The organism is Enterococcus sp. GPZ-007 (assembly GCF_059374735.1).
Map to the genome: position 1 here is coordinate 26156 of NZ_JCAFYN010000012.1, position 20598 is coordinate 46753.

At 40.9% G+C, this 20598-nt stretch carries 24 protein-coding genes; 3 read left to right on the forward strand and 21 right to left on the reverse strand.

Translation table 11 applies throughout. From position 1 onward, the window contains the following. Positions 1–15: 15 nt before the first annotated feature. From AC4J95_RS08285 to AC4J95_RS08295, 3 genes are all read right to left on the reverse strand, one after another. A complete protein-coding gene (locus AC4J95_RS08285; RefSeq protein ID WP_494549465.1) occupies positions 16–510 on the reverse strand; it encodes a PTS sugar transporter subunit IIB in 495 nt (164 codons plus the stop codon). 12 nt (positions 511–522) lie between these two features. Continuing rightward, positions 523–945 (reverse strand): PTS sugar transporter subunit IIA, encoded by a 423-nt coding sequence (locus AC4J95_RS08290; protein WP_494549466.1) that lies wholly within the window; start codon positions 943–945, stop codon positions 523–525. A 144-nt stretch (positions 946–1089) separates the two neighbouring features. Beyond that, entirely contained in the window at positions 1090–3705 is a 2616-nt protein-coding gene (locus tag AC4J95_RS08295; protein ID WP_494549467.1) for a sigma 54-interacting transcriptional regulator, read from the reverse strand. Between the two features lie 329 nt (positions 3706–4034). Between AC4J95_RS08295 and AC4J95_RS08300 the strand changes: the two genes are divergently transcribed. Beyond that, positions 4035–4181: a hypothetical protein gene (locus AC4J95_RS08300; RefSeq protein ID WP_316403074.1), complete on the forward strand. Its 147-nt coding sequence runs from the start codon at positions 4035–4037 to the stop codon at positions 4179–4181. Positions 4182–4264: 83 nt separating this feature from the next. Here AC4J95_RS08300 and AC4J95_RS08305 read toward each other — a convergent pair whose 3' ends face one another. Continuing rightward, positions 4265–5185, reverse strand: coding sequence for an Rpn family recombination-promoting nuclease/putative transposase (locus tag AC4J95_RS08305; RefSeq protein ID WP_494549468.1), 921 nt, complete (start codon positions 5183–5185; stop codon positions 4265–4267). Positions 5186–5350: 165 nt separating this feature from the next. Here AC4J95_RS08305 and AC4J95_RS08310 point away from each other — a divergent pair, with 165 nt between their 5' ends. Beyond that, positions 5351–5758, forward strand: a complete 408-nt coding sequence (locus AC4J95_RS08310) for a hypothetical protein (RefSeq protein ID WP_494549469.1) — start codon at positions 5351–5353, stop codon at positions 5756–5758. Positions 5759–5817: 59 nt separating this feature from the next. Here AC4J95_RS08310 and AC4J95_RS08315 read toward each other — a convergent pair whose 3' ends face one another. The 16 genes from AC4J95_RS08315 to AC4J95_RS08390 all read right to left on the reverse strand — a co-directional run bounded on the left by AC4J95_RS08315 (position 5818) and on the right by AC4J95_RS08390 (position 18081). Continuing rightward, positions 5818–5985 carry a hypothetical protein gene (locus AC4J95_RS08315; protein WP_316403071.1) on the reverse strand — a complete coding sequence of 56 codons (168 nt, stop codon included), beginning with the start codon at positions 5983–5985 and terminating at the stop codon, positions 5818–5820. A 50-nt stretch (positions 5986–6035) separates the two neighbouring features. Then, a complete protein-coding gene (locus tag AC4J95_RS08320; protein WP_494549470.1) occupies positions 6036–6476 on the reverse strand; it encodes a GNAT family N-acetyltransferase in 441 nt (146 codons plus the stop codon). 38 nt (positions 6477–6514) lie between these two features. Further along, positions 6515–7219: a MarR family winged helix-turn-helix transcriptional regulator gene (locus tag AC4J95_RS08325; RefSeq protein WP_494549471.1), complete on the reverse strand. Its 705-nt coding sequence runs from the start codon at positions 7217–7219 to the stop codon at positions 6515–6517. 507 nt (positions 7220–7726) lie between these two features. After that, positions 7727–8947 (reverse strand): GNAT family N-acetyltransferase, encoded by a 1221-nt coding sequence (locus tag AC4J95_RS08330; protein ID WP_494549472.1) that lies wholly within the window; start codon positions 8945–8947, stop codon positions 7727–7729. 34 nt (positions 8948–8981) lie between these two features. Continuing rightward, positions 8982–9452 (reverse strand): GntR family transcriptional regulator, encoded by a 471-nt coding sequence (locus AC4J95_RS08335; RefSeq protein WP_494549473.1) that lies wholly within the window; start codon positions 9450–9452, stop codon positions 8982–8984. A 5-nt stretch (positions 9453–9457) separates the two neighbouring features. Then, positions 9458–9706, reverse strand: coding sequence for a GntR family transcriptional regulator (locus tag AC4J95_RS08340; RefSeq protein ID WP_494549474.1), 249 nt, complete (start codon positions 9704–9706; stop codon positions 9458–9460). Positions 9707–9773: 67 nt separating this feature from the next. Beyond that, positions 9774–10484 carry a GntR family transcriptional regulator gene (locus AC4J95_RS08345; RefSeq protein ID WP_494549475.1) on the reverse strand — a complete coding sequence of 237 codons (711 nt, stop codon included), beginning with the start codon at positions 10482–10484 and terminating at the stop codon, positions 9774–9776. Positions 10485–10730: 246 nt separating this feature from the next. Then, a complete protein-coding gene (locus AC4J95_RS08350; RefSeq protein WP_494549476.1) occupies positions 10731–12062 on the reverse strand; it encodes an MATE family efflux transporter in 1332 nt (443 codons plus the stop codon). Between the two features lie 76 nt (positions 12063–12138). Then, positions 12139–12786 carry a deoxyribose-phosphate aldolase gene (gene deoC, locus AC4J95_RS08355; RefSeq protein WP_494549477.1) on the reverse strand — a complete coding sequence of 216 codons (648 nt, stop codon included), beginning with the start codon at positions 12784–12786 and terminating at the stop codon, positions 12139–12141. Between the two features lie 20 nt (positions 12787–12806). Beyond that, positions 12807–13640, reverse strand: coding sequence for a PTS system mannose/fructose/sorbose family transporter subunit IID (locus AC4J95_RS08360; RefSeq protein WP_316403063.1), 834 nt, complete (start codon positions 13638–13640; stop codon positions 12807–12809). Beyond that, positions 13624–14412: a PTS mannose/fructose/sorbose/N-acetylgalactosamine transporter subunit IIC gene (locus AC4J95_RS08365; protein ID WP_048718438.1), complete on the reverse strand. Its 789-nt coding sequence runs from the start codon at positions 14410–14412 to the stop codon at positions 13624–13626. The genes AC4J95_RS08360 and AC4J95_RS08365 overlap by 17 nt, the downstream gene beginning before the upstream one ends. 240 nt (positions 14413–14652) lie before the next feature. Next, positions 14653–15123: a PTS sugar transporter subunit IIB gene (locus AC4J95_RS08370; RefSeq protein WP_494549478.1), complete on the reverse strand. Its 471-nt coding sequence runs from the start codon at positions 15121–15123 to the stop codon at positions 14653–14655. Positions 15124–15136: 13 nt separating this feature from the next. Beyond that, positions 15137–15550: a PTS sugar transporter subunit IIA gene (locus tag AC4J95_RS08375; protein ID WP_494549479.1), complete on the reverse strand. Its 414-nt coding sequence runs from the start codon at positions 15548–15550 to the stop codon at positions 15137–15139. Then, positions 15547–16383, reverse strand: a complete 837-nt coding sequence (locus AC4J95_RS08380; RefSeq protein ID WP_494549480.1) for a sugar phosphate isomerase/epimerase family protein — start codon at positions 16381–16383, stop codon at positions 15547–15549. Before AC4J95_RS08380 ends, AC4J95_RS08375 begins: the two co-directional genes overlap by 4 nt. A gap of 5 nt (positions 16384–16388) precedes the next feature. After that, positions 16389–17039 (reverse strand): HAD family hydrolase, encoded by a 651-nt coding sequence (locus AC4J95_RS08385; RefSeq protein ID WP_494549481.1) that lies wholly within the window; start codon positions 17037–17039, stop codon positions 16389–16391. 4 nt (positions 17040–17043) lie between these two features. After that, positions 17044–18081, reverse strand: coding sequence for an SIS domain-containing protein (locus AC4J95_RS08390; protein WP_494549482.1), 1038 nt, complete (start codon positions 18079–18081; stop codon positions 17044–17046). Positions 18082–18680: 599 nt separating this feature from the next. Here AC4J95_RS08390 and AC4J95_RS08395 point away from each other — a divergent pair. Beyond that, positions 18681–19856, forward strand: a complete 1176-nt coding sequence (locus tag AC4J95_RS08395; protein ID WP_494549483.1) for an AI-2E family transporter — start codon at positions 18681–18683, stop codon at positions 19854–19856. Positions 19857–19906: 50 nt separating this feature from the next. Here the strand turns inward: AC4J95_RS08395 and trhA are convergent, their stop codons facing one another. Next, complete coding sequence (trhA, locus tag AC4J95_RS08400; RefSeq protein WP_494549484.1) at positions 19907–20542, reverse strand: PAQR family membrane homeostasis protein TrhA; 636 nt, start codon at positions 20540–20542, stop codon at positions 19907–19909. Between the last annotated feature and the right edge of the window lie 56 nt (positions 20543–20598).

The following is a 20598-nucleotide window of genomic DNA, read 5'->3' on the forward strand; positions in this document are numbered from 1 at the left end:
ATCTCCCTTCTTTTTTTAAAAATCACTCAAAATAGATTTAGCTGAACGTTTTTCCATTGCCGGTGTTGGTTGAAAGACCGTCTCTGGATACAATGCAACTAGCTCTTTTAAGTCTTGAATTTCTGACGTCGTTAACATCACCTCTTTCGACAAGGTTTTCTTATCTGCTGATGGCGGTGTCATTTTCCCAGCATTCCCCACATTCATTAATTCGATTTCAGTAGGAAAGGCCTTTGCGACTTTTACAGCATCCTTCACATTTGGCACCAGAACCATCAAGCGCATGTCACCTGCACGCGGGTCCTTAAGTAACTTGATTGCATCATCGACTGTCTTAATAATGACTTTCACATTTGACGGTGCCGCCATTTTCAATGTCATTTTTTGAATATCATTCGTTGCCGCCTCATCACTGGCCACCACTAGACCGGTTAAATTCAGACTCTTCGTCCAGGTCATCGCTACTTGACCATGTATCAATCGCTCATCAACTCGTACTGCTTTTATCATTCTTTCTTCCTCCTAAAAAAAATCTTCTTCGTCATTTACTAGTACTTCTTCTTTCAGTATGTTTACCCTCATCTCATTTTGACATTTTTCCACCATCTGTCTGATGCTCTCCTGTGACAACTCCTCTGATGCCAATAAGATTTCCAATACAATGGGTAAATTGAATCCAGCGATCACTGTGGCAGATATCTTCTGCTCCAAAAACATCCTCGTCACCTTTTGATTCACACTTCCGCCAAACAAATCGCTAAAGACAAAAATCTGATCTTTTTCGTTTATGTTATCCACGAATTGTTGCAGCTCCTGATCAAAATCATTTTCATCTACGTATGCATTGATCACTGAGATCCCTTCTGTTGTTCCAGCTAACAGTTTAATGCTGCTAAGATAACCAGAAGCCAAGTGACCATGAGTTGCAATTAGTATTTTCTTCATGTAGTTCGTTCCTTTCTTTGCTTTCACTTTAACTAAAGCAATTCCCGTGCCAACTATTAAAAACGTTGATATATCAAGGGGTTATCCTAAATTAAAAAAGTGTCTAAATTGAAAAAATCAATTCAGACACTTTTTTTAGACAGTTTATTTTCGAATAAACGGACCCAGCAGCTCGTATAACAAAGAGAGCTCATACGCGTTTACTTTAAAATTGTATTTCATTTCCATTGGTTGAAAAATGCTTCTGGACACAGAATAGAACTCATCTTCTTCTGGATTCAGCTCATAGCTTGGCTCTTCTGATTTTTCCGTTCGTGCTAAAAATAGACGTTCCATCATTAAAGCGGTATGCATATATAGATTCAATTTCACACGGCCGTTCAAAGTAAAGTGATAGTAATTTTCATATTTGGAGATGACCGTCTCTACTTCACTCATGACAATGGTAGGATTCAAAAAATTCAATCGATCCGCGATCCCTTCCAACGAGAAGAATTTGACCAGCTCTTGGATCAAACGATTAAACTCCGAAGGCTTCATCTCAGGGGTCAAAATACTCTCTAAACTAGCTGCTCCGTCACCATCTAAGATATCGTAGACATTAATGTTCGGAATCGTAAAAGAACGCGGCAGATCAGAAGTAGTAATCACTAATTTCGTTTTATCGAAATACGACTCATCATTTTGATCGATTAATTCGCGTAATTCTCTGTAGTCTTTTGTAAACACTTCAATTGATTCATTCGATAGATGCTGGCGAAAAACATCTTTCAATTTGTCAGATATGCCCAAGCCTGACATACAGGAAATGATGATATTACTGCTTTGAGAAAATCCTTCAAAGTATTGTACATTAATTGAATACTTATCTGCCGCATCTTCAGCGATTTGCTTGAATGGCGCGTTCATCGTCATTTTTAGTCCAATGTCTAATGCGATGGACGTTGTCAGATTGTTTAACAGCAGGAGTTCACCTTTTAAATCATTTTTGATTTGAGTATAAATTTGGTTCAAGGAGCCCATATCTACGATTAACACTAGGCTGTCAGTGTTCACCTGCTTCTTTACAAAATTTCTAGTCAACTCGACGATTTCTGAAACATTGCTCTCGACAGGCATGTCCAATGCCTCAAAGACATAATTATTGCATAGCTGGTTCACTACCGTCTGAATACTGCTGGCTGTGCTGTCACCATGGGCTAATAGCAGACCTTTTAATTCGATCGATTCATCCACATAATCAGATAGAATGGCGATTATCAGCAGTCTCAGGAAATTGCTCTCGCTTTCAGAAAGAGCTGGTAAACGATCTAAAAAGCGCTCGCATAAATACTCTGTGCGTGGCAGATTCACTGCCAGATTCCGATTTACTTTGACTAAATCTACTTCATAGGCTGGGAGAAAGACATATGCGCGACTGGTGATCTCAGCAGCAGGTCCACTGGTTGTTAAGCCATATTTCTTCTCCAAAATTGCTGACCAGTAGCGTCGATACATCTGTATCATAATTTTTTGACTCGTTGATAAATAGGAGTTCTTATCAATAAGACGTAACAAATGCTGAACCTCGTTTTTAATTTCTGCAAAATTCTCATTAAAATCCCCTGCTTCAGACAGCTCGACAATTCTTTTGAGAATAGAGTCATAGCCAATCACGTTCTGTGAAGGTACTTCGATCTTTTGATTCTTAGAAATGAATAAATCTTCTACAGGCAGCGTCTCTAAATCAGAAGTAGTGATATCAAATTGACTTAATAGTTCATTTTTTCGAATGACTAGTGGTTCCTTGTCAGATTTACTATAAATATCCGCACAACTAATCTTGATACAGTTTTTCAACCGACCAATATTCCCGCTAATCGGACAAGAGATCAATAATGAAAGAGCCTCTTTTGAAACAAGAATGTCCTTTTGCAAAATATTCGCTTCATTTTGAAAGAATAGACGAACTAATTCTAACCGTTCACGCATTGGACGTTCTTCAAAGGTTGGCAATGTGACACTGATTTGGATTCGTCGATCAAATGTGTCTAACAGATAATCTTCGCTTTTTTCAGTTGTCGCGAAAATAAAGCGAACATTTGAAGAAGACCAATTGACATTTTCACCGACTCGACGATATTTCCCAGTATCGATAAACAGGAAGAGTTTTTCCTGATTCTCTTTTGAAAGTCGATGAACCTCATCTAAAAAAAGATAGCCGTTATTGGCAGTTGCCAACAGACCGTCCGTATCACTTTCAGCTCCGGTAAAGGCGCCTTTTTTATAGCCAAACAAGGTTGAGGAAAGTAACTCGGGATTATCTGCATAATCCGCACAGTTCAAAATCGAAAAAGGAGCCTCTGCGCCAATGATCTCTTCTTGTTGCGCATATTCGAAGATTTTCGAAGCCAAGAAGCTCTTCCCCACACCAGTAGCGCCATTAATCAAAATACTCAATCCATTTGGCGGATACTTAACCGCCGATATACATTTTTGAATCACTTCTCTTAAACTGCCATCATAACCAACGACTGAACGAAAGCCCTCGTTGATTTTGTCTTCAACCCCAATAGCAAACTCGTCTAAGGGTTTCCATAGAACTGGTTTTCCAGGTATTTTTTCGACCTTCTTGTCCTCGATTAATCTAGTCAAATAATGACTGACATTCTGACGAGACAGATTCAAATTCTTAGAAATCAGCTCTGCAGTTACGGAAGATCTATCTGCTGTTAATCTCACAAGTGCGTCAAAAACCCGATCTTTTGCACTCTTTTTCATCTTCCACCTCCGATAAATGTGTCTAATCTTATCATAAGCTATCATAAACGATGTGTCTATTCCACATTGATCTTTTAGACGATTCTATGATTGGGTTGAGCATAATAATGAATCAGGTCTTGAAGAAGCTTCTTTTAAATCACAAAACTCGCATTTTGATGGCATCGATCTTTTATCATTTCTTCCTTTATAATTGTTAATTTATCACTGACTAAGAAGGTGGTTGTCTTCATGTATGATAAGGCAGACTAGTTGACGCGAAAACCCGCACAAATTATCATTTGACTGTTCAATGAAAGCGGTTTCCTTACAGGAAAGAAGGCTTTAAAATGAAATTTGTCATCTTTGGATTGGAAATCATCGCCATCATTCTCTGGCTGCTGTTTGGACAAAAATCGCTCCTATCTGCAATCATTGGTGTGGTGGTCATCATTCTAATTTCTCAGCTGCTCCATCATTTGTTTCATGCTAGATAGCACAAAAACAGCGGACAAAACCCTAAATTAGAGTTATCCGCTGTTTCTATTTTCATCGTATCGAGAAACTGTTCTGATACCAACTAGTCTTGTTCTGCCGTTAGTTGCTCAACAACTTTCACATCTAATCCCGTGACTTCCGAAATTTTAGTTATGCTTAGGTCTGTTTTTAACAGGTTTATAGCCAGTTTTCGCTTTTCTTCTTCGCGACCTTGTGCTATTCCTCTTTGGATTCCTTTTTTGATGCCTTCCTTTATCCCTTTTTCCTCCGCCTCTTCTATCGCAGTTGCGAACACCGCATCATGGATAGCTTTTGATTTATCAATTTTCATGATCATTTCCTTTTCCTCACTTTCCAATGTTAAGAAGTCGGTCTTTTTTTTCGCCTCTTTGATATAGTCAGGTGCAGCATCTATCACTTCACCGGTCTTCAGGAAATATTGCCAGTGATAAGCAGCACTTTTTTGGTCGATCGTCTCATTTTTCAGACTTAAAAAACAAAGAATCAATAGCTCTTTTCCTTCTTTATTCAAAAAGGGACGGAATGTTTCCTTACTTATTAGGCGAAACTGCTGCAGTGCGGGCTCTTTTCGGTCAAATAGATGAAAATCCACGATATTGATTCCATACGCTGGTCGCAGGCTGGAAAAATTATTATTTTTCTCTGCTTCTTTTGTTTCTAGATTTCCAAAAGGAGCACGAAAGGCTTCAGCCAGATAAAAAATGGCGCGTTCGTGGAAATAGGCATGGGACTGAATCTGGCATTCAATCGTGGTGTGACTGCTATCTTCGGCAATCGCCAAGATATCAACCTCGGTCCGAAAGATAGCTGTTTCATCATACGATTGCTTGTAGCTGTCAATGTGATAGGTTTCTTTAGGTCTCAGTATCTTAAAATCGATCCCCAGCAGATCTCTGACAAAGGCTTTCAGAATATTCGGGGAGTCTTCGGAGGTCAGCATCTTCTTAAATAATAAATCATTTGTCGGCAAATATTTTTGCATCGTTCCACAACCTTCCAGACACCATTTATTCCCAGTCCGAAAGGCATTTCTCGTCTACATTATAGCACGGGATCAAAGAATCAAAAAAGTGGTTGTCTCCCCATCTAGTTTCACAGATAATGACAATAGGAGTTTTATAGTTAGGAATGAAAAAGGAGGGATTCTATGTTTCATGTCGTATTGATTCTATTTCCACTGATTCTATGTGGTATCGTTCTTCCGATTCTTTTATTTGGCTTATCTTCTGTTCTCATTAGTATTTTTGGCGGGACAGCCGCGGCGATTTGGATCAAAAATAAGAAAGCTCGATCGTTGCTATTTATCGGCTTCACGATCCTTTCCCTCATTGGCGTCTTATGTTTATCCCCATTGATCGTTGTCTATACGCCGTTACCTGCGAGCTACTTTCCCTTCTTTTGCAAAGCCTTAATTGCTTTGATGGGAGTCTTTTCTGTTCTAGGAATTGTGTTTACCCGCTCGATTCAAAATACAGTGGTCAAAAGAGTGATTATCGCACTTTTCGGCATTGTCGTTTTTCTTGTCGGGTTTTTCTTTTTAGTGCAACTCTTCTAACGCAAAAAAAGTTTTGAGAATGCCTCATGCATCTCCCATAACTTTTTTTCTATCATTCATTAGCCAAAATCATACAGATCATGATACTTCTGATAATTGATCATTCCCAGTGTCGTGGTGAAGAGCCGGGATTTGGCTTCTAGTTCGACACGGATTTTTTCTGATTCTTTGCCTGTATGCTTCTTTGGTTCATTTTCTTTCCTTCTTGGGTCAAATAACTCCTTCATGATGGATTCCTCCTTCATCATCTTTTCCTGGGAGGCGGACAACGAATGCATCAGTGCTGTGAAAACACTGGAACTTCTGCTAGTGGCAAAACCTTCATCATCCAAAGAAACTCGATGTCCTCCTTTTTGTAGGAGAACGAGATCCGATGATAGTCACGTTTCAGATAAAATACTTGCGCAGTTTTGCGCCCAGTCAAGACGATTCGAGAATGCCCTTGTTCCTGAGCGTAATCCTCACAATTCTTCAACAGCTCATTTCCAATATTTTGGCCTTGGTAGCTTGGATGAACCGCCACTTGACGCACCCGTGCAAAACCAAAGGGATACAATTGGACAGCCGCTGTTCCTATGACTTCATCCCCTTCGAGGGCGACAAAGATCGTCAAATTCTTTTCCTTGCTCAAATCGGTTTTTCCGCCTAAGACTTGCTTGCGCAATTTTAAAGCGCCTGTATGTTCTTTACTAAATAATTCAGCCATTTCAATTCTCATGATAAACGACCTCCTTTATCACTTATCTCTTTACTTTCTTACCAGTTTTCCCAATCACTCTCATGAGGATGAGAATCATGCGGTCCTTTTTTTCCTGGACCTTCTTTCGGTCCTCTCGGATGCTCCGGACCAAACGGGCCAGGTCCAAAGCCTTCTCTGCCGAACTGATTACGCATCTGCTCTTTCCATGCCCGCTTCATTTGACGGCGTTCTGCTTGTGACATACGGCCGAGTTCCTTCATATGCGGTTCAAATTGTTTTCTCATCATTTTCAATGCTTCGATCGCTTCAAATGGATCATTTGGAAACTCTGGTCGACCGCCAAAGTCTTCGCTCCAGCCATCGATCACCTTATTCAGTAATTGATCCAGCGTGTGCAGCTCCTCATCGGTTAACCCGGCAAAGAACTCCTCCGAACGCTCCTGCGGCTTATTCAAGTCAGCCTTTTCCCGACCGATCTCAGTAATATAGATCCGTTTGATCCGCTTATCCTGTTCATCTTCGCGGCGTTCAATCTCGCCGCGGCTTTCCAGCTTGTTCAAAATCTCAGTGACTGAGCTGGGACGCATATCCAAAATCTCGGCTAGAACCCCAGAGGTCACACCGTCTTCTTCTGCTAAAATATCTAAAACCAACTGTTGCGTTGGCGCGCTTTTCTGACATTTACCGATATCCATCAAACGACGACTGGCACTTCCTACATACAACAGACGCTTCAATAATTCTTTTGTATACTCGCTCATCGTCAATCTCTCCTTTTGTTTCGGTACCTATATTTTAGGTACCTAACTTTTATCTGAACTTAGTATACTTCGGTACCTAAACATTGTCAATGAATTAAATAAAAAAATTTTTCTATCTTTTGACGAATATTGGGTGAAAACCGAAAAAAGCCTTTAACAACAAGTGTTAATGGCCGAAAGAATTTTAAAAAAATAATTCTAAACATTTTAGCAGGCTGTATCTAACGTATCCGCTTCTGAAGCTTATAGAAAAACAGAATCATCCCGTACAAACGCCTGCCCATAGGTCTCAACAAAGGAATCCTTAGCAATAAATTTAACCTAGCTAAAATAAGTTGAACGAGGCGCACTCATCAGTATCGCCGGCTTGATCGGACTTCTGCTGCAGGAAAATTCCAGATTTTGAGACAGACATTATGTCGAAGCAAGCGAATAGAAAAAAACTGCTGAAATCTTTTGCTTCAGCAGTTTACTTAAGGTGTTTTTTCCAAAGGACATTTTAAAGAACTAAATATAATCCGAAATATAGGGCGGCTCATGATACAGGATATCCTCTAATTGATTGATGGCTTCAGCGCTGCCATCTATCCTTTCTAGCCGATACAATTGGACAGCTGTTTTGTATCCTAACAATAAAGCACTTAGTGAATTTATTGTCATCGCCACCTGATATTCTGCCGGCTCCTCTGTCAGGTAACACCTACCGTTTTGAAAGGCTACCTGAAAGGTTTGATTGTTCCATCCTAAAAGCTCATCACGAATAGCAAAAGCGATAGTGATTTTCTTTTCCTTTTGCTTACAGGAATAACACTTGAGGAAGGCGGGAATATCGATGATTCGCCCCATTATATACGGACGAATCGTTTCTTTGATAGCGCTATCATCTAAATCAAAGGCGATTGACTCATTGGAATACGTATGGCCACGGACTTCGTCAATCATGGAGTCATGGGCATGGATGTATTCCCACAATCCTGCTTGGGCTTCCCGATTCAGATAAATCATTTCTTTAATATACATGATATCCTCTTTCAATAGATAAACCAAATAGCCTAAGGGTTGATTTTCTGTATTATAGTAGATCGCAACCTGGGTACTATCCTCCGTCCAGCGCCAGTATTCATCCCATGCCAACGAATTACGATACAAACACCCATGCGTCTGCTTGGCAAATTTCGTATGCAGCTTTATAAAATCGGCGTTCTCCCAATCCACTCGCTGAACTTGCCCTTCTGCTGAACGATTGGTTGGAATTTGTCGATCCGAGAGGTGGAAAGAAATTTTACTGGAAACAATCTCCCACCCAAATTTACGGTAAAGAGGGATGGAATAAGGATATAAGAGGGCTAGTGTTTGACCTTTTTCCTTCATACGCAGCAAGCTTTTTTTCATTAAGCGGGACATAATTCCTTCTCCTGTGTATTCAGGATAGGTTGAAACGCTAGTAATAAAGCCGATATCATAAGTTCTGTTTCGGATATTCATCTTCAATGGATAGACGGCAAATTGGGAAATCAGCTTGTCCCCGTCAAAGCCGCCTAAAATATCTGCTCGTTCAATAATCGGAAACTTTGACTGCTTGATCTCCTCAGATTCCCAGCCGTACTCCATCAGCTCTTGCTCGGTAACCTGAAAGGCGTACCGCAGCAGCTTATTATACTGATCGACGTCCTTCGTTGTTAAATCTCGGATAACGTATGGAAATTCTCTTTTGTTGGTTTGTGCCACTTTTGTCACGCTCCATTAAGTTAACGTCTTCATTTCAATTTTTTTTTGGCGAATGCCGTTCATTGTAAAAGCTAAACACCGTTTTTTCACAGCTAACAAAGGTTTCGGTATACTCTACAGTGTTGCCATAGCGGTCTTTACTAATTAGTTCAAAATAATAAACCGGCGTCCCTACGGCGATTTGCAGTTGCTTGGCGATGCGCTCCTCTGCTCCGATAATGATCAATTTCTGATCAAACTCCACTGGAAGATGATCCTTGCTTTTCATGTATTCATAAACAGAGGTATGTTCGAAATTATGTTCATCGATATCTTTGAAAAATTTAAAGGGAACGTAGCAATACTCTACGGCAAAAGGCTCTGAGTTCGCATAGCGAACACGTTGCAGCAAATAAACATCTTCATATTTGGCAAGGTCCAGCTTGCTGCCTAAAAAGTTAAAGGCCTTCAGTAAGCCCTTGACTAGAACTTTGTCTCTGCGGGTATCTGCTTTTTCTCGCAGCATTGCCCCTAAACCAAGCGCATCGTTGCCCCAGATAATTTTTTGCGTATTTTGGTGCCGCGCCCTTGAACACGATACAAATAGCCTTCTTCAACTAAGGCATCAATCGCCTTCTTGGCGGTCATCCGATTCACCTCGTAAATTTCCGCCAGCTTGCGCTCACTGGGAATCGCTTCCCCTTCAAGATATTCCTTGTCTTCAATTTTCTTTTGAATCGCCGCTTTGATTTGCTGATACAATGGCATGCGATAATCCATCTTCGCTAACTCCTCCTGTCCTTTCTCCTACGATCTCCATTCCACCAGTAAAAACTATGAAGCCTTATCAACAGTTAATATTGGTATACTCAAAACGATCCATTTTCATAAAGGAGATCGAATATTCGATGGATTCACCATCCCGACTAGAAACCAACCCATCTTCTCGAATCAGACTGGTTCCTTCCTCAATATCAAGTAAGGCGGCCACCTGACTGCTCGCTTTTTCAGTCGTTATCGTTTGGGTTGAATGATCTAAATCCACCAGATATTCCTGCTCTAAGATTTCGTAAAGAGGTTTTTTCTCGAGTTCCTTCTCTAACAAAGTCGGTGCATGCTCGACAGGAATATAGGAGATTTCCAAAGAGACATGCTCATTTTTCACCGTTCTTAAACGACAGATGAGAAAAACCTTGGTTCCTAAAGGTAGCTTAATCCGTTGGGATAACTCTTTGCCAACTTCCATCGTCTCACGCTCAATTAAGGTCAGCTTCATTTCCGTGCCTTCCGTCTGAATATTTTTAGAAGTAGAGCCCAGAATATAAACATTCTTTTTGATTCGTTTAGGAGCTACGAAATAGCCGCTACGATTTTTTGCGTAAATCCATCCTTCATTAAGTAGGATTTTCAACCCTTTGCGCACCGTTGCTCGCTGAACATCCAAAAGCGCTGCTAGCTCCCGCTCGCCGGGAAGCTTCTCGCCTTCCGAAATTGGTTGATGATCAATCATATATTTTATTTCATTGCTAATAATGACATCTAAGGTAAGTAAACGCATTTTTCTTCCCCCAGTTTCCCTTATTTTTACTTAAAAACGCTTGACTTGGGTTTCCGTAATTAATAGGTAAATGTAAGGTATCTTTTTTTATACTTAAACGTTTCCAGTTTGATGGAACACCTATTTTTAAATAGATTTTAAGCGTTGATTCATGAACTCTCTCAAATATATCATAATTTTTAAGCAAGTGGTATCAAGGGTTCAAGCGAGACTGTCCATACACCAATCCCATAAATAAGGTTCTGATTAGGTTAGGCGTTTAACCCAAAGTTCTTTCTTATAATAATAAGTAGAAAGACCGATCTTCAGCAAATAAATCCCTTCAGTCAGCACGAAGGTCCACAGTAAATCCAGCTGCAGTACACGAGCGCCTACAGTACTAATTAATAACGGGCCAAAGCAGGTGAATAAACCGTCCACCATTAAGACCCCTTTCGTGTCACCGCCGGCTCGTAAAATGTAATAGACTGTTTCTGCATAGCCTTGTGACCAGCTAATAACCGCCTTAATAATTAACAGACGAATCGTCATACTAGCTAATGGTCCAGTTAGTGAGAAGGCTGTTGGGACAAGCGGCGTAAGGGCTAATACAATCAGACTGCCAAACATGCAAATTGCTGTTCCAAGCTTGATCATTCTTTTTGACTCCCGTTTCGCTTGTTCTAGCTGATTCCCGCCGAGTGCTTGTCCTACAATCACTCCGGTAGCGGTTGCCGGTCCGGCAAACAAGGCGTATACCAGTGAGGAAATATTATCTACAATCGTCAGAGAGGGGATGTAGTACTCATTGACGTAACAATAATTCATAAAAACAACACTTAAGGATAAGGACCAAATAAGCTCATTGCCAATCAGCGGCAGCGTTTTTTGGATAATTCCTTTCATTTTAGTCAGCTCCAACCAAGAATACCTGACTGTCAGCTTGAGAGCACTTTGTTTTCGATTCAATAGCAACAGCAGAATCAGCATCTCAACAATTCGAGAGATTAAGGTTGCAGCAGCTGCTCCAGAAACGCCCCATTTAGGAAATCCCCAAGAACCATAAATCAGTAAATAATTAAGGAAAACATTGAGGACAAAGGAAATTCCTCCTGCTACCATCGGCGTTTTTGTGTCTCCCATTACTCGAAAAGCTACCCCGCACATCATTGCTAACGCAAACGGAATATAGGAGTAGCAAATAAGCGCGGTATACGCTAACCCGAAATCAATGATAGCTGGATTTTGGACGAAGACACTTATCGTGAGCTCCGGCCAAAGCAGCAGGAAAATCATAAAAACAGCAGAAGTGATCAGACACAAAGCTAAGCCAAAACGAAAAATACGATTGTATTCCTTTTTATTTCTTGCGCCGTAATACTGAGCGATAAATAAGCCGATTCCATTCGTCAATCCATAGATTAATAGGGTGAAAATAAAGAAAAACTTATTCGCTACACTAACACCACTAATCGCTAGTGCTCCAAGACTGGCAATCATGAAGGTATCACAAATTTGCAGCAGATTAGATAGAAGCTGCTGAATCACTGCAGGAATTGAAATAGCTAGAAATTTTCTAATAAAGCCTTTATCACCCACAAGACAACGCCCCTCTAGTTTTGATTTGTAAAAAAAAGTGGAAGACAAGTCTGAACTTGTACTCCCACCTTACTTGCTACTTAGGTTCGCCTTCAGCAATGGCAATGCCGGCACTGGCCCCAAGAGCATCGGCGCCGGCGTCAATGAAGGCTTTCGCTTCTTCATAATTGTGAATCCCACCGGCTGCCTTGATTCGAATGTCTGAAGCCAATAGCTGGCGCATCAGCTTCACATCCTCCAGCTTCGCCCCGCCAAAGCTACGACCTGTGGAAGTTTTTAAAAAGGCCGGCTTTGCACGATTGGCAATCTGACAAATTTCTGCTTTAGCTTCCTGATCTTTGTCTAGCTTACACATTTCAACGATGGCTTTATCACTGATGCCCTTTTTTCGACAAAAGTCCGCAATAGTTTTCATTTCATCTTCAATCGCTGAAAAGTCGCGGTTTTCAATGGCATGTTGATTTAATGTATAATCAATCTCGACAAAGCCCTTTTCTGCGTATCGGTAAAATTCTGCCATTTTTTCTTCTAGAGACAGATTTCCTTCAGGAAAGTCAATTGCTCCAGCAATAATGATGTCGGTGTCTTTGAGAAAGGCAACTGCCTCCTCGTAACGATCCAGATCAGTGAAAATGCAGCGGAAATGGTATTTTTTGGCTTTTTCTAGATACTGCTGAAAGGTATCTTTAGGGTCGTCAATATAATCAATGTATTTGTTAATCATTTTCTTCCCTCACAATCAAGCTAGGCCTTCATTACACCTAAAGCAGCCATGATAATACCAAACACCATCGTACCAATAACCAAGGTCGTTGCTGAGAATTTCTTGCCTAACATCCAATAATAGAACCAGGTAAAGCCGAGCGCGGTGATTCCCGGCAGGATGCCATTTAAGATTTCCTGCAAACTTGTAGCTGTTTCGCCTGAACCAATTTTTAAAGAAAATTCTGCCCAAAACATGTCACAAGTCATAGAACCAATAACCATGATCCCCAAGATTCCTGCGGCATACATCAGCTTATCCATCGTGCCATCGGCTTGAGCCTTGGCTAAATAATTAAACCCAAGATTATAGCCCAAACGCGCACCGTAAACCCTTACAAAAAAGGCTGGGATATTGTAAATCAAGAAGTAAAGAATTGGACCTAAAATATTCCCTTGAGTGGCCAGTGAAATCCCCACCCCAAGAGCAATAACCCGGATACATCCTAGAAATACAGAATCGCCAATCCCGGATAATGGGCCCATCAAAGCGGCTTTGACATTGGTTACGGCTTCTCCGTCCACCCCTTCAACGCCCGCGTTGATTTGCTCTTCCATGGACAAAACGATCCCGCCAACAAAAGGAGCAAGCTGCGGCGTAATATTAAAGAAGCCGACGTGCCGTTCCAGCGCTGACTTATAGCCATCTGGATTATTTTTATAAATCCGTTTCAATAAGGGTTCAATCATCAAACAAAATGCCAAATGCATTTGCCGTGGATAATTCCAAGAAAATTCCATTCCTAGCGCACCAGAGTTAAAACACATTCTCGACAAGTCCTTTTTGCTGATGGTTTCTTTAGAATTCTTCATCATCGATTACCTCCGTTTGAACACCTGCATCAACAGCTGTTTTATTTGCTTCCTCTTTATGAAGGAATGAGAATTTCTCAACCACGATAATCAAGCCTAATAACGCGACACCCAAAACAGGCAACTCAAGATAAGCAGTTAATAAAAATCCAAGAAAATAAAACGGCAGGATCTTTTTGTTTAAAATCATGCGCATCAGCATGGCAAACCCTAGAGTTGGCAGCATGCCTGCAGCAATGGCCATTCCATTCGTTATGACCTCTGGAATGCTGCCTAGAATTCCCTCGACGGCATCGGCACCTAACCAGTAAGCAAAAAATACTAAGAAAAATTTTTCAAAAACAGTGAAGGACCCCATCAACCAGTGAGTAAATCGAATCTTCCTCGCATCCCCAGCAGTCGCACCATCATCGGCAATTTTCAAGAAAACTGGGGTAACAGCGGCAATAATATTACTAATCGTTAATGCAATTAAAGCAATCGGCATCGCCAACGTTACCGCGGACTCATAGCCTCTACCACTTTTAATCGCAAAGGCAGTGGCCAAAATCCCACCGATCAAAACATCTGGCGGAATGTAGGCACCGACTGATATTGCACCCATAAATAATAATTCCAAACTCGCACCGATTGTTACGCCGGTTTGCAAATCGCCTAAAACCAACCCAACCAATGGACCAATCGTAATCGGACGGAAAGTATAAAGCGTCCCCATTTGATAATCAAATACTCCCCAAACCGCTACAAGCCCCAACAAAAACGCTTGTAAGACCATAATCATTCTCCTTCTTCATATTACTGTACTAATTTTTTTTACAAAAAATTAGAATGGATTTTCATGCCGTATATCATTCTACTAAACTGCTTCCTTCCATACTTTCTGGTATCGTTCTTTAGTTTTCTTTCCAGCTGGTCATACTGCTAAAAGTAGAACTGACATCCTTCTTCATTTTACTGAACTAATTTTTTTTGCAAAAAATTAGAATGGATTTTCATGCCGTATAACATCGTCTGTCTATATCACGTCTTTCACGAATATTTTCTTATCGTCAACCAATGGACGGATTTCTGCCTCAATTCCACGATCAATCAACTCTTTCAAAATAGCCTCTTCCTCTTTTGTGACAAAAATCTGACGGCTAATTTGTTTGGTTTCTTCCGTTTCCTTGGTGTTCCCTAGATTAATACTTTGGATCTCTTTACAGCCATCAATTAATTGCTTAGCTTCCTTGATGGTCTGAACAACAATAATCAGTTTGTATTTATCGGTAATGCCACTATTGATGGCATCAATTGAATCCTGCATATTTTTCATCACCAGCTTGACGCCCGTGGGTTTCCCCAGACGCAGCGTCGTTTTCCAAACGTCACTGGTGGCCACCATATCACTGGCAACTAATATACAGTCGGCGCCTACCCCATTTGTCCAGGAAAAAGCGACCTGGCCATGCAGTAGTCGATGGTCTACTCGAACTAATTTGATCATAGGAATTCCTCCATTAGAAATCTTCTTCCTCTTCTTTTTTCGTAAAAAGCTCATTACAAAACATTGGTGCGGTCTCTTGTTTATGAACGATTGTTTGAATCATTGTTCCAGTATCTTCCTCCAAAGATAGAAATAGCTGCATCAGTAATGGTAGGTTGATGCCTGTAATGAGATAAAAATTTTCCCGGTCCATGTGTTTCATCCACTCATTGTTGACACTGCCACCAAAAATATCCGTACAAACAATCAATTCCTCCTCTTCCGGAATTCGAGCTAATAGCTCATTAACAGGTCCCTCAATCTCATTACTCCCTACAAAAGCATTCAACAGATGAACATTGTCCTGCTCTCCTACGATGATTTTCAAGCTTTCGTAAATTCCCTTAGCGAAGGTTCCGTGGGTTGCAATCACAAAATTTCTTTTCATTTTTTTACCATTCTCCTATACATCGCCATTGACTGGGCATCAGCCTTTTGCGGATTTTTAAAATACTGACTATTCACAGTTTCAACCGAATAAAATCCCTGATAGTTGTTTTGATCGAACACCGCCAAATCTTCTGCCATCCTTCTTTCCCCATCGCCCCATGCCAAGTGGGTAATTTTCTCTTTCACATCCACAAAATGACTGTGAACAATGTCGTCAGAAAACAGATCAAAATAATGTTGAATGGTTTCTCCCGCAGCAGCCATTGCGCCAATATCCAGACAGATCTTTAAGCTAGGTCGATTAACATCATTTAAAAGGCGTTTTAAATCCGCAGCCGTATTGGCTATCAGTGATTCTTCTTGCTGCAAGGCTTCAATGGCTAAGAGCATATTTTGAGTTTCTGCATACTCACTTACCTGCTGCAGCATCTGCACACTGCGCTGGTAGGCAGCCGCTAGAGGTTCATTGTAAAAAGCCCATCCACTCGTCACCACGACTTGTCTAGCCTTCACAGCCACTGCAACGTCAATGGCCTTTTTAAAGTAGGCTAGTACCCGTTTTTGCATTGCTGGATCTTTGGCAGCCATATTATGGGGCTTGGGGTTGGTTTGCTCGGGACAAATGCCGATAATCTTCATTTCGTATTGATCTTCTAGGCGTAAAAGTTTGTCAGGATTTTCATACTGCTGATAATCCAAAAAGAAATGCTGAGGACCTGTCCAAAGCTCTACTTGCGAATACCCATTGTCCTTTGCACTTTTGAAAAAATCCTCCAGCTCATAAAAACGATAACAACAATTCATTGCGCATAGAGGGCTTTTCTCAGCCATTTGCCTCACTCCTTTAGCTTTTGAATCAACAGATAAGCCTCTAGCAAATCATTAACTAAATAATCACTTTCCGACTGGTCCAGATAGAAACGCTCATCCTTCAAAGCAATGACGGTCGCTCCAGCCTTCTTACCAGCTTCAATACCGTAGTGGGAGTCTTCCACGACAATCGTCTCTTCTGGCGTCACATTTAACCGCTCCATCGTTGAAAGATAAATCTCAGGATTCGGTTTACTGGCAGCAAAATCCATTCCTGTAACCAACAAATCAAAGTAGCCGTTCAACTGACAGTCTTCAACCATATCGGTAATCGCGGCCATCGGTGAAGAGGAGGCAATCGCTAGTTGAAAACGGTCTTTCCGAAGACGATTTAGTACATACTTTACATAAGGATTCGCAATATCTGAATAAAGAAAGGCTTTCTTAGGTTCGTTCTCTTCGTAAAACGCTTTCATTTCATTGGGAGTAATTTCTTCTTTCCACCAGGAGGCCATCATTTCCCACCCATGAGCGTTGCTGCTGCCTGCGAGTTTTCTGACTTCCTTTTCTTCTAAGGAGATTCCGAACTTCTGAAAAAATAGCATCGTATGATACATATAGATGGGTTCTGAATCAATCAGAACACCATCCATATCAAATATTACAGCTTTTTTCATAGGCCTAATAATCAAACTGACGATAGTAACGGCGATACTCCAAATTATGTTTCGTGTAAACCTCATAATGAGCGGCCAACCGTTCCGTTAATAACGACGTTACAATCCACGGCACAATTAATTCTCTAAACTCCGCATCCAATCCGTCGAAAGCAAATTCCATTGTATCTAGAACATAGTATTCCGCGTTGATCATCTTACAGAAGTTTTCAACCCGCGTATCTTGTTTTCTGAACTCGTCTTCACCTTTGATAATAAATACAGGTACTCCTGGCTCAACTAGTTCCAAGGTTCCATGAAAGAACTGTGAGCTAGTAACAGGACGCGTTCTTACCCATTGCATTTCCTCAAGAATACACATTGCGAATAATAGTGTCTCGCCCCATAAAGAACCAGAACCAGTAAAGACGGTATATTGTGCATTGTGAATGGCTTTAGCAATTTTATCTGCTCGCTCCTCAAAGCTCTTACGGATATCCAAAAGATTTTTGAAGGTTCCTTTTAATTGATCTGCAAATCTTTCATAGTTGTCAAACTCTCCACGACGATTCAACAACCCATAAATGAAAAATGCCTGCAGCATATAGGAGTATTCACATTGACCAGTTGTTACATCGGCTTCAATGACATGCTGAGCGATTTTTCCTAAAGGCCCATCCTTTTTCGTAAAGGCCACCACGCGAATGCCTTCTTCTACCATCCATTTAGTTGCTTCAATAATTTCTACCGTGTTTCCGCTGGCACTGGCAGTAATTACTAAAGAATCTTTATTGATCTCTTTTGGTCGCAGCGTATTGACATTCGCCGCATCAAAGCCGTAAATATCAACTGTAGATTTTTTCTTCACTAGATATTCAAACTGAGCGAATTCAAATTCGGTACCACCGATACCTAATAAAATAATATTGCTGTATCCTGCTTTCGCTACTTCATCCACAAGTGCCTCGACTTCACTTCTTAGTCCGTAAATCGTTTCTCCTTCAGCTAAATACTTGTCCTGATCAAATTTGATTAATTCAACTTTTTCTGTAATTTCAGCCATTTTTGCAAGTCTCCTTTTCCGCTTCCAAAATCTCAACCAACAATTTCGTGAAAGTGATTTACGTCTCATTCATAGTGTGCACCCTATGGTTCTTTGTGTAATCCACTTTTCAAATTTATAGTACCAGAATAAAACACATGTATCAAGCGCTTTCATTTTAAATAATTTGAACAATATTGGAAAATCGCTTTCTAGAAACTTTAATATAGGCTAAAAAAACAATTCTTTTTGTACAGGATACACATATAGTCCAGATTTTCAATTTGTAGTACCAGTAAATAAATATTTTCTGACCTATTCATATTATTGTCTTTCGAGATTTTCACCAATTGATGATGTCACAAACAGAAGTTGTGTTAGTTCACGGATGTGCACACAATTCCACCATTTTGTCAGAAAATCATTTTATTGATTGAAGACTTTTCTTTTTTTCACTCTTTCTTTTCTTATTTTTTCCAAAAACTCTGAAAAGTATACAGTTTACCGGACATTCGGTATACTATTTCTATGACCACTGTTTGCCCTGCTTTTTATTGATTCAATAACAGGACAAACGTTTTTTTAATAGTCTTACTAAATCGAATAAGGAGATTCGTTCTATGGAAAAAGAGAAACCCTCAAAAATCATTCAATTTTTTGGCGGGAAAACATCCTACTACATGATCGGGCTGATTATTTTAACTGCATTAGCCATCTATTTACTGAATACCGTTTCATTTATTTTCAGACCGGTCGTAGTCATTATCACCACGGTACTGCCGCCAATGATCTTTGCGCTGCTGCTGTATTACCTGCTGAATCCTGTGGTGAACTTCTTAAGCAAGAAGGGCGTACCGCGAACAATCAGCATCCTCCTCACCTATATGGTAATCCTTGGCCTGTTCTTTTTTGGCGGCGCTCGGCTGATTCCGGTGATCCAAAACCAGGCGCAAGACCTGATCAAGCAGTTTCCGAATTACATCGATGATTTTCAAAATGCGGTCAAAAACATCCTAGATTCAACGCCGTTTGCGGCTTCGTCTGACCAGGCGTTAGATTCATTAGACAAATTGACCAAAGAAGCGCTGACCTATCTGGGAAACAACTGGCAGGACGGGGCAAAGGGCTTAGGGACGATTTTTTCAGCGGTCTCAAGCACAGCCATCACCTTGTTCACTGGACCGATCATCTCGTTCTTTTTACTGCAAAGTCCGCATAAGCTCTACAATGCTGTGATCGAACTGATTCCACCGCGTTTTAGAAAGGACTGCCGATCACTGATTAAGATCGCCAATCAACAATTAGGCGCCTTCTTGAAGGGGCAAGTGATTGCTTCACTGCTGCTAGGATTGATTTATTGGGTCGTCTTCCTGCTGCTGGGTCTAGAATTTGCGACAGTGATCGCATTAGCCGCAGGGATTTTGAGTATCATCCCTTACATTGGTTCGTTTTTAGCCTTCTTGCCGGGGATGTTTATCGCTTTTCAGGACTCAAACCTGATGGTGGTAAAATTTGTGATCGCTTGGTTTGTCGTCCAGCTGCTGCATGGAGACCTCGTTGTTCCTCGGGTCATGGGAGACAAATTGAAGATTCATCCCATCACAATCCTAGTGGTTTTACTCGTTATGGGGGATCTTTTAGGCTTGGTCGGCGTGATCTTCGGTATTCCGATCTACTCCATGATCAAATTGTTCGTTGTCTTCACCTTCCGCAAGTTCAAACAGCGCTACAACAAGTATTTCGCTGATGAAGGCGCCTATCGCAACACGGGCTTTTCTGAGGATGATTATCTATAAAAAAATGAGTTGTCTCCACTTGGGAGGCAACTCATTTTTGATTTATCCTTTTATAAATAAATTGAAAAGAACATCAGCATCGCACCCAGCATCACGAACAGATGCCAAACGACGTGCATGTAGCGCCGGTTTTTCATGCTGTAAAAGACCGACCCGACTGTATAAGCAACGCCGCCGCCAACCAGCAGCAGCAGACCCTTCAGTCCAACACTGTGATACAGGCTTGGCAAAGCAATGACGACCGCCCAGCCCATCACATTATAAATAATCGTAGACAGCTTCGAGACTGACTTGACCTTGCTCAATGTCAGGCTCTTGTAGACGATCCCGATGATCGCCGCCAGCCAAATGACACTCAGCAATACGATCCCAATTGTTCCTTTGATATATAGTAAGCAATAGGGCGTATACGTCCCAGCGATCAGCAGATAGATCGAGCAATGATCAAAAACCTGAAAGATTTTTTTGGCTTTGGTAAAAATTAAACTGTGGTATAAGGTCGATGCTAAAAACAAAAGCAGCAGCGAGACCCCGTAAACAATAAAGGAAACATAGTGCAGCCCGCTATTGGCTTTCTTAAGCAAAAGAACGAATCCAACAATACTCAACAACACACCCACACCATGCGTCACCGCATTCAACACTTCATTCGTAATCAAGTACTTCCGGCTAAACTGTCTTTCCATAGATTTGTCACCTCTGATAAACTTATTAAAGATAATATATCATGGTTAACAAAATA

Bases quoted from the DNA above. Each gene is read 5' to 3' on its own strand.
- AC4J95_RS08285 (WP_494549465.1), bottom strand. From the start codon at position 510: ATGATAAAAGCAGTACGAGTTGATGAGCGATTGATACATGGTCAAGTA.
- AC4J95_RS08290 (WP_494549466.1), bottom strand. From the start codon at position 945: ATGAAGAAAATACTAATTGCAACTCATGGTCACTTGGCTTCTGGTTAT.
- AC4J95_RS08295 (WP_494549467.1), bottom strand. From the start codon at position 3,705: ATGAAAAAGAGTGCAAAAGATCGGGTTTTTGACGCACTTGTGAGATTA.
- AC4J95_RS08300 (WP_316403074.1), top strand. From the start codon at position 4,035: ATGAAATTTGTCATCTTTGGATTGGAAATCATCGCCATCATTCTCTGG.
- AC4J95_RS08305 (WP_494549468.1), bottom strand. From the start codon at position 5,185: ATGCAAAAATATTTGCCGACAAATGATTTATTATTTAAGAAGATGCTG.
- AC4J95_RS08310 (WP_494549469.1), top strand. From the start codon at position 5,351: ATGTTTCATGTCGTATTGATTCTATTTCCACTGATTCTATGTGGTATC.
- AC4J95_RS08315 (WP_316403071.1), bottom strand. From the start codon at position 5,985: ATGAAGGAGTTATTTGACCCAAGAAGGAAAGAAAATGAACCAAAGAAG.
- AC4J95_RS08320 (WP_494549470.1), bottom strand. From the start codon at position 6,476: ATGAGAATTGAAATGGCTGAATTATTTAGTAAAGAACATACAGGCGCT.
- AC4J95_RS08325 (WP_494549471.1), bottom strand. From the start codon at position 7,219: ATGAGCGAGTATACAAAAGAATTATTGAAGCGTCTGTTGTATGTAGGA.
- AC4J95_RS08335 (WP_494549473.1), bottom strand. From the start codon at position 9,452: ATGCTGCGAGAAAAAGCAGATACCCGCAGAGACAAAGTTCTAGTCAAG.
- AC4J95_RS08340 (WP_494549474.1), bottom strand. From the start codon at position 9,706: ATGGATTATCGCATGCCATTGTATCAGCAAATCAAAGCGGCGATTCAA.
- AC4J95_RS08345 (WP_494549475.1), bottom strand. From the start codon at position 10,484: ATGCGTTTACTTACCTTAGATGTCATTATTAGCAATGAAATAAAATAT.
- deoC (WP_494549477.1), bottom strand. From the start codon at position 12,786: ATGATTAACAAATACATTGATTATATTGACGACCCTAAAGATACCTTT.
- AC4J95_RS08360 (WP_316403063.1), bottom strand. From the start codon at position 13,640: ATGATGAAGAATTCTAAAGAAACCATCAGCAAAAAGGACTTGTCGAGA.
- AC4J95_RS08365 (WP_048718438.1), bottom strand. From the start codon at position 14,412: ATGGTCTTACAAGCGTTTTTGTTGGGGCTTGTAGCGGTTTGGGGAGTA.
- AC4J95_RS08370 (WP_494549478.1), bottom strand. From the start codon at position 15,123: ATGATCAAATTAGTTCGAGTAGACCATCGACTACTGCATGGCCAGGTC.
- AC4J95_RS08375 (WP_494549479.1), bottom strand. From the start codon at position 15,550: ATGAAAAGAAATTTTGTGATTGCAACCCACGGAACCTTCGCTAAGGGA.
- AC4J95_RS08380 (WP_494549480.1), bottom strand. From the start codon at position 16,383: ATGGCTGAGAAAAGCCCTCTATGCGCAATGAATTGTTGTTATCGTTTT.
- AC4J95_RS08385 (WP_494549481.1), bottom strand. From the start codon at position 17,039: ATGAAAAAAGCTGTAATATTTGATATGGATGGTGTTCTGATTGATTCA.
- AC4J95_RS08390 (WP_494549482.1), bottom strand. From the start codon at position 18,081: ATGGCTGAAATTACAGAAAAAGTTGAATTAATCAAATTTGATCAGGAC.
- AC4J95_RS08395 (WP_494549483.1), top strand. From the start codon at position 18,681: ATGGAAAAAGAGAAACCCTCAAAAATCATTCAATTTTTTGGCGGGAAA.
- trhA (WP_494549484.1), bottom strand. From the start codon at position 20,542: ATGGAAAGACAGTTTAGCCGGAAGTACTTGATTACGAATGAAGTGTTG.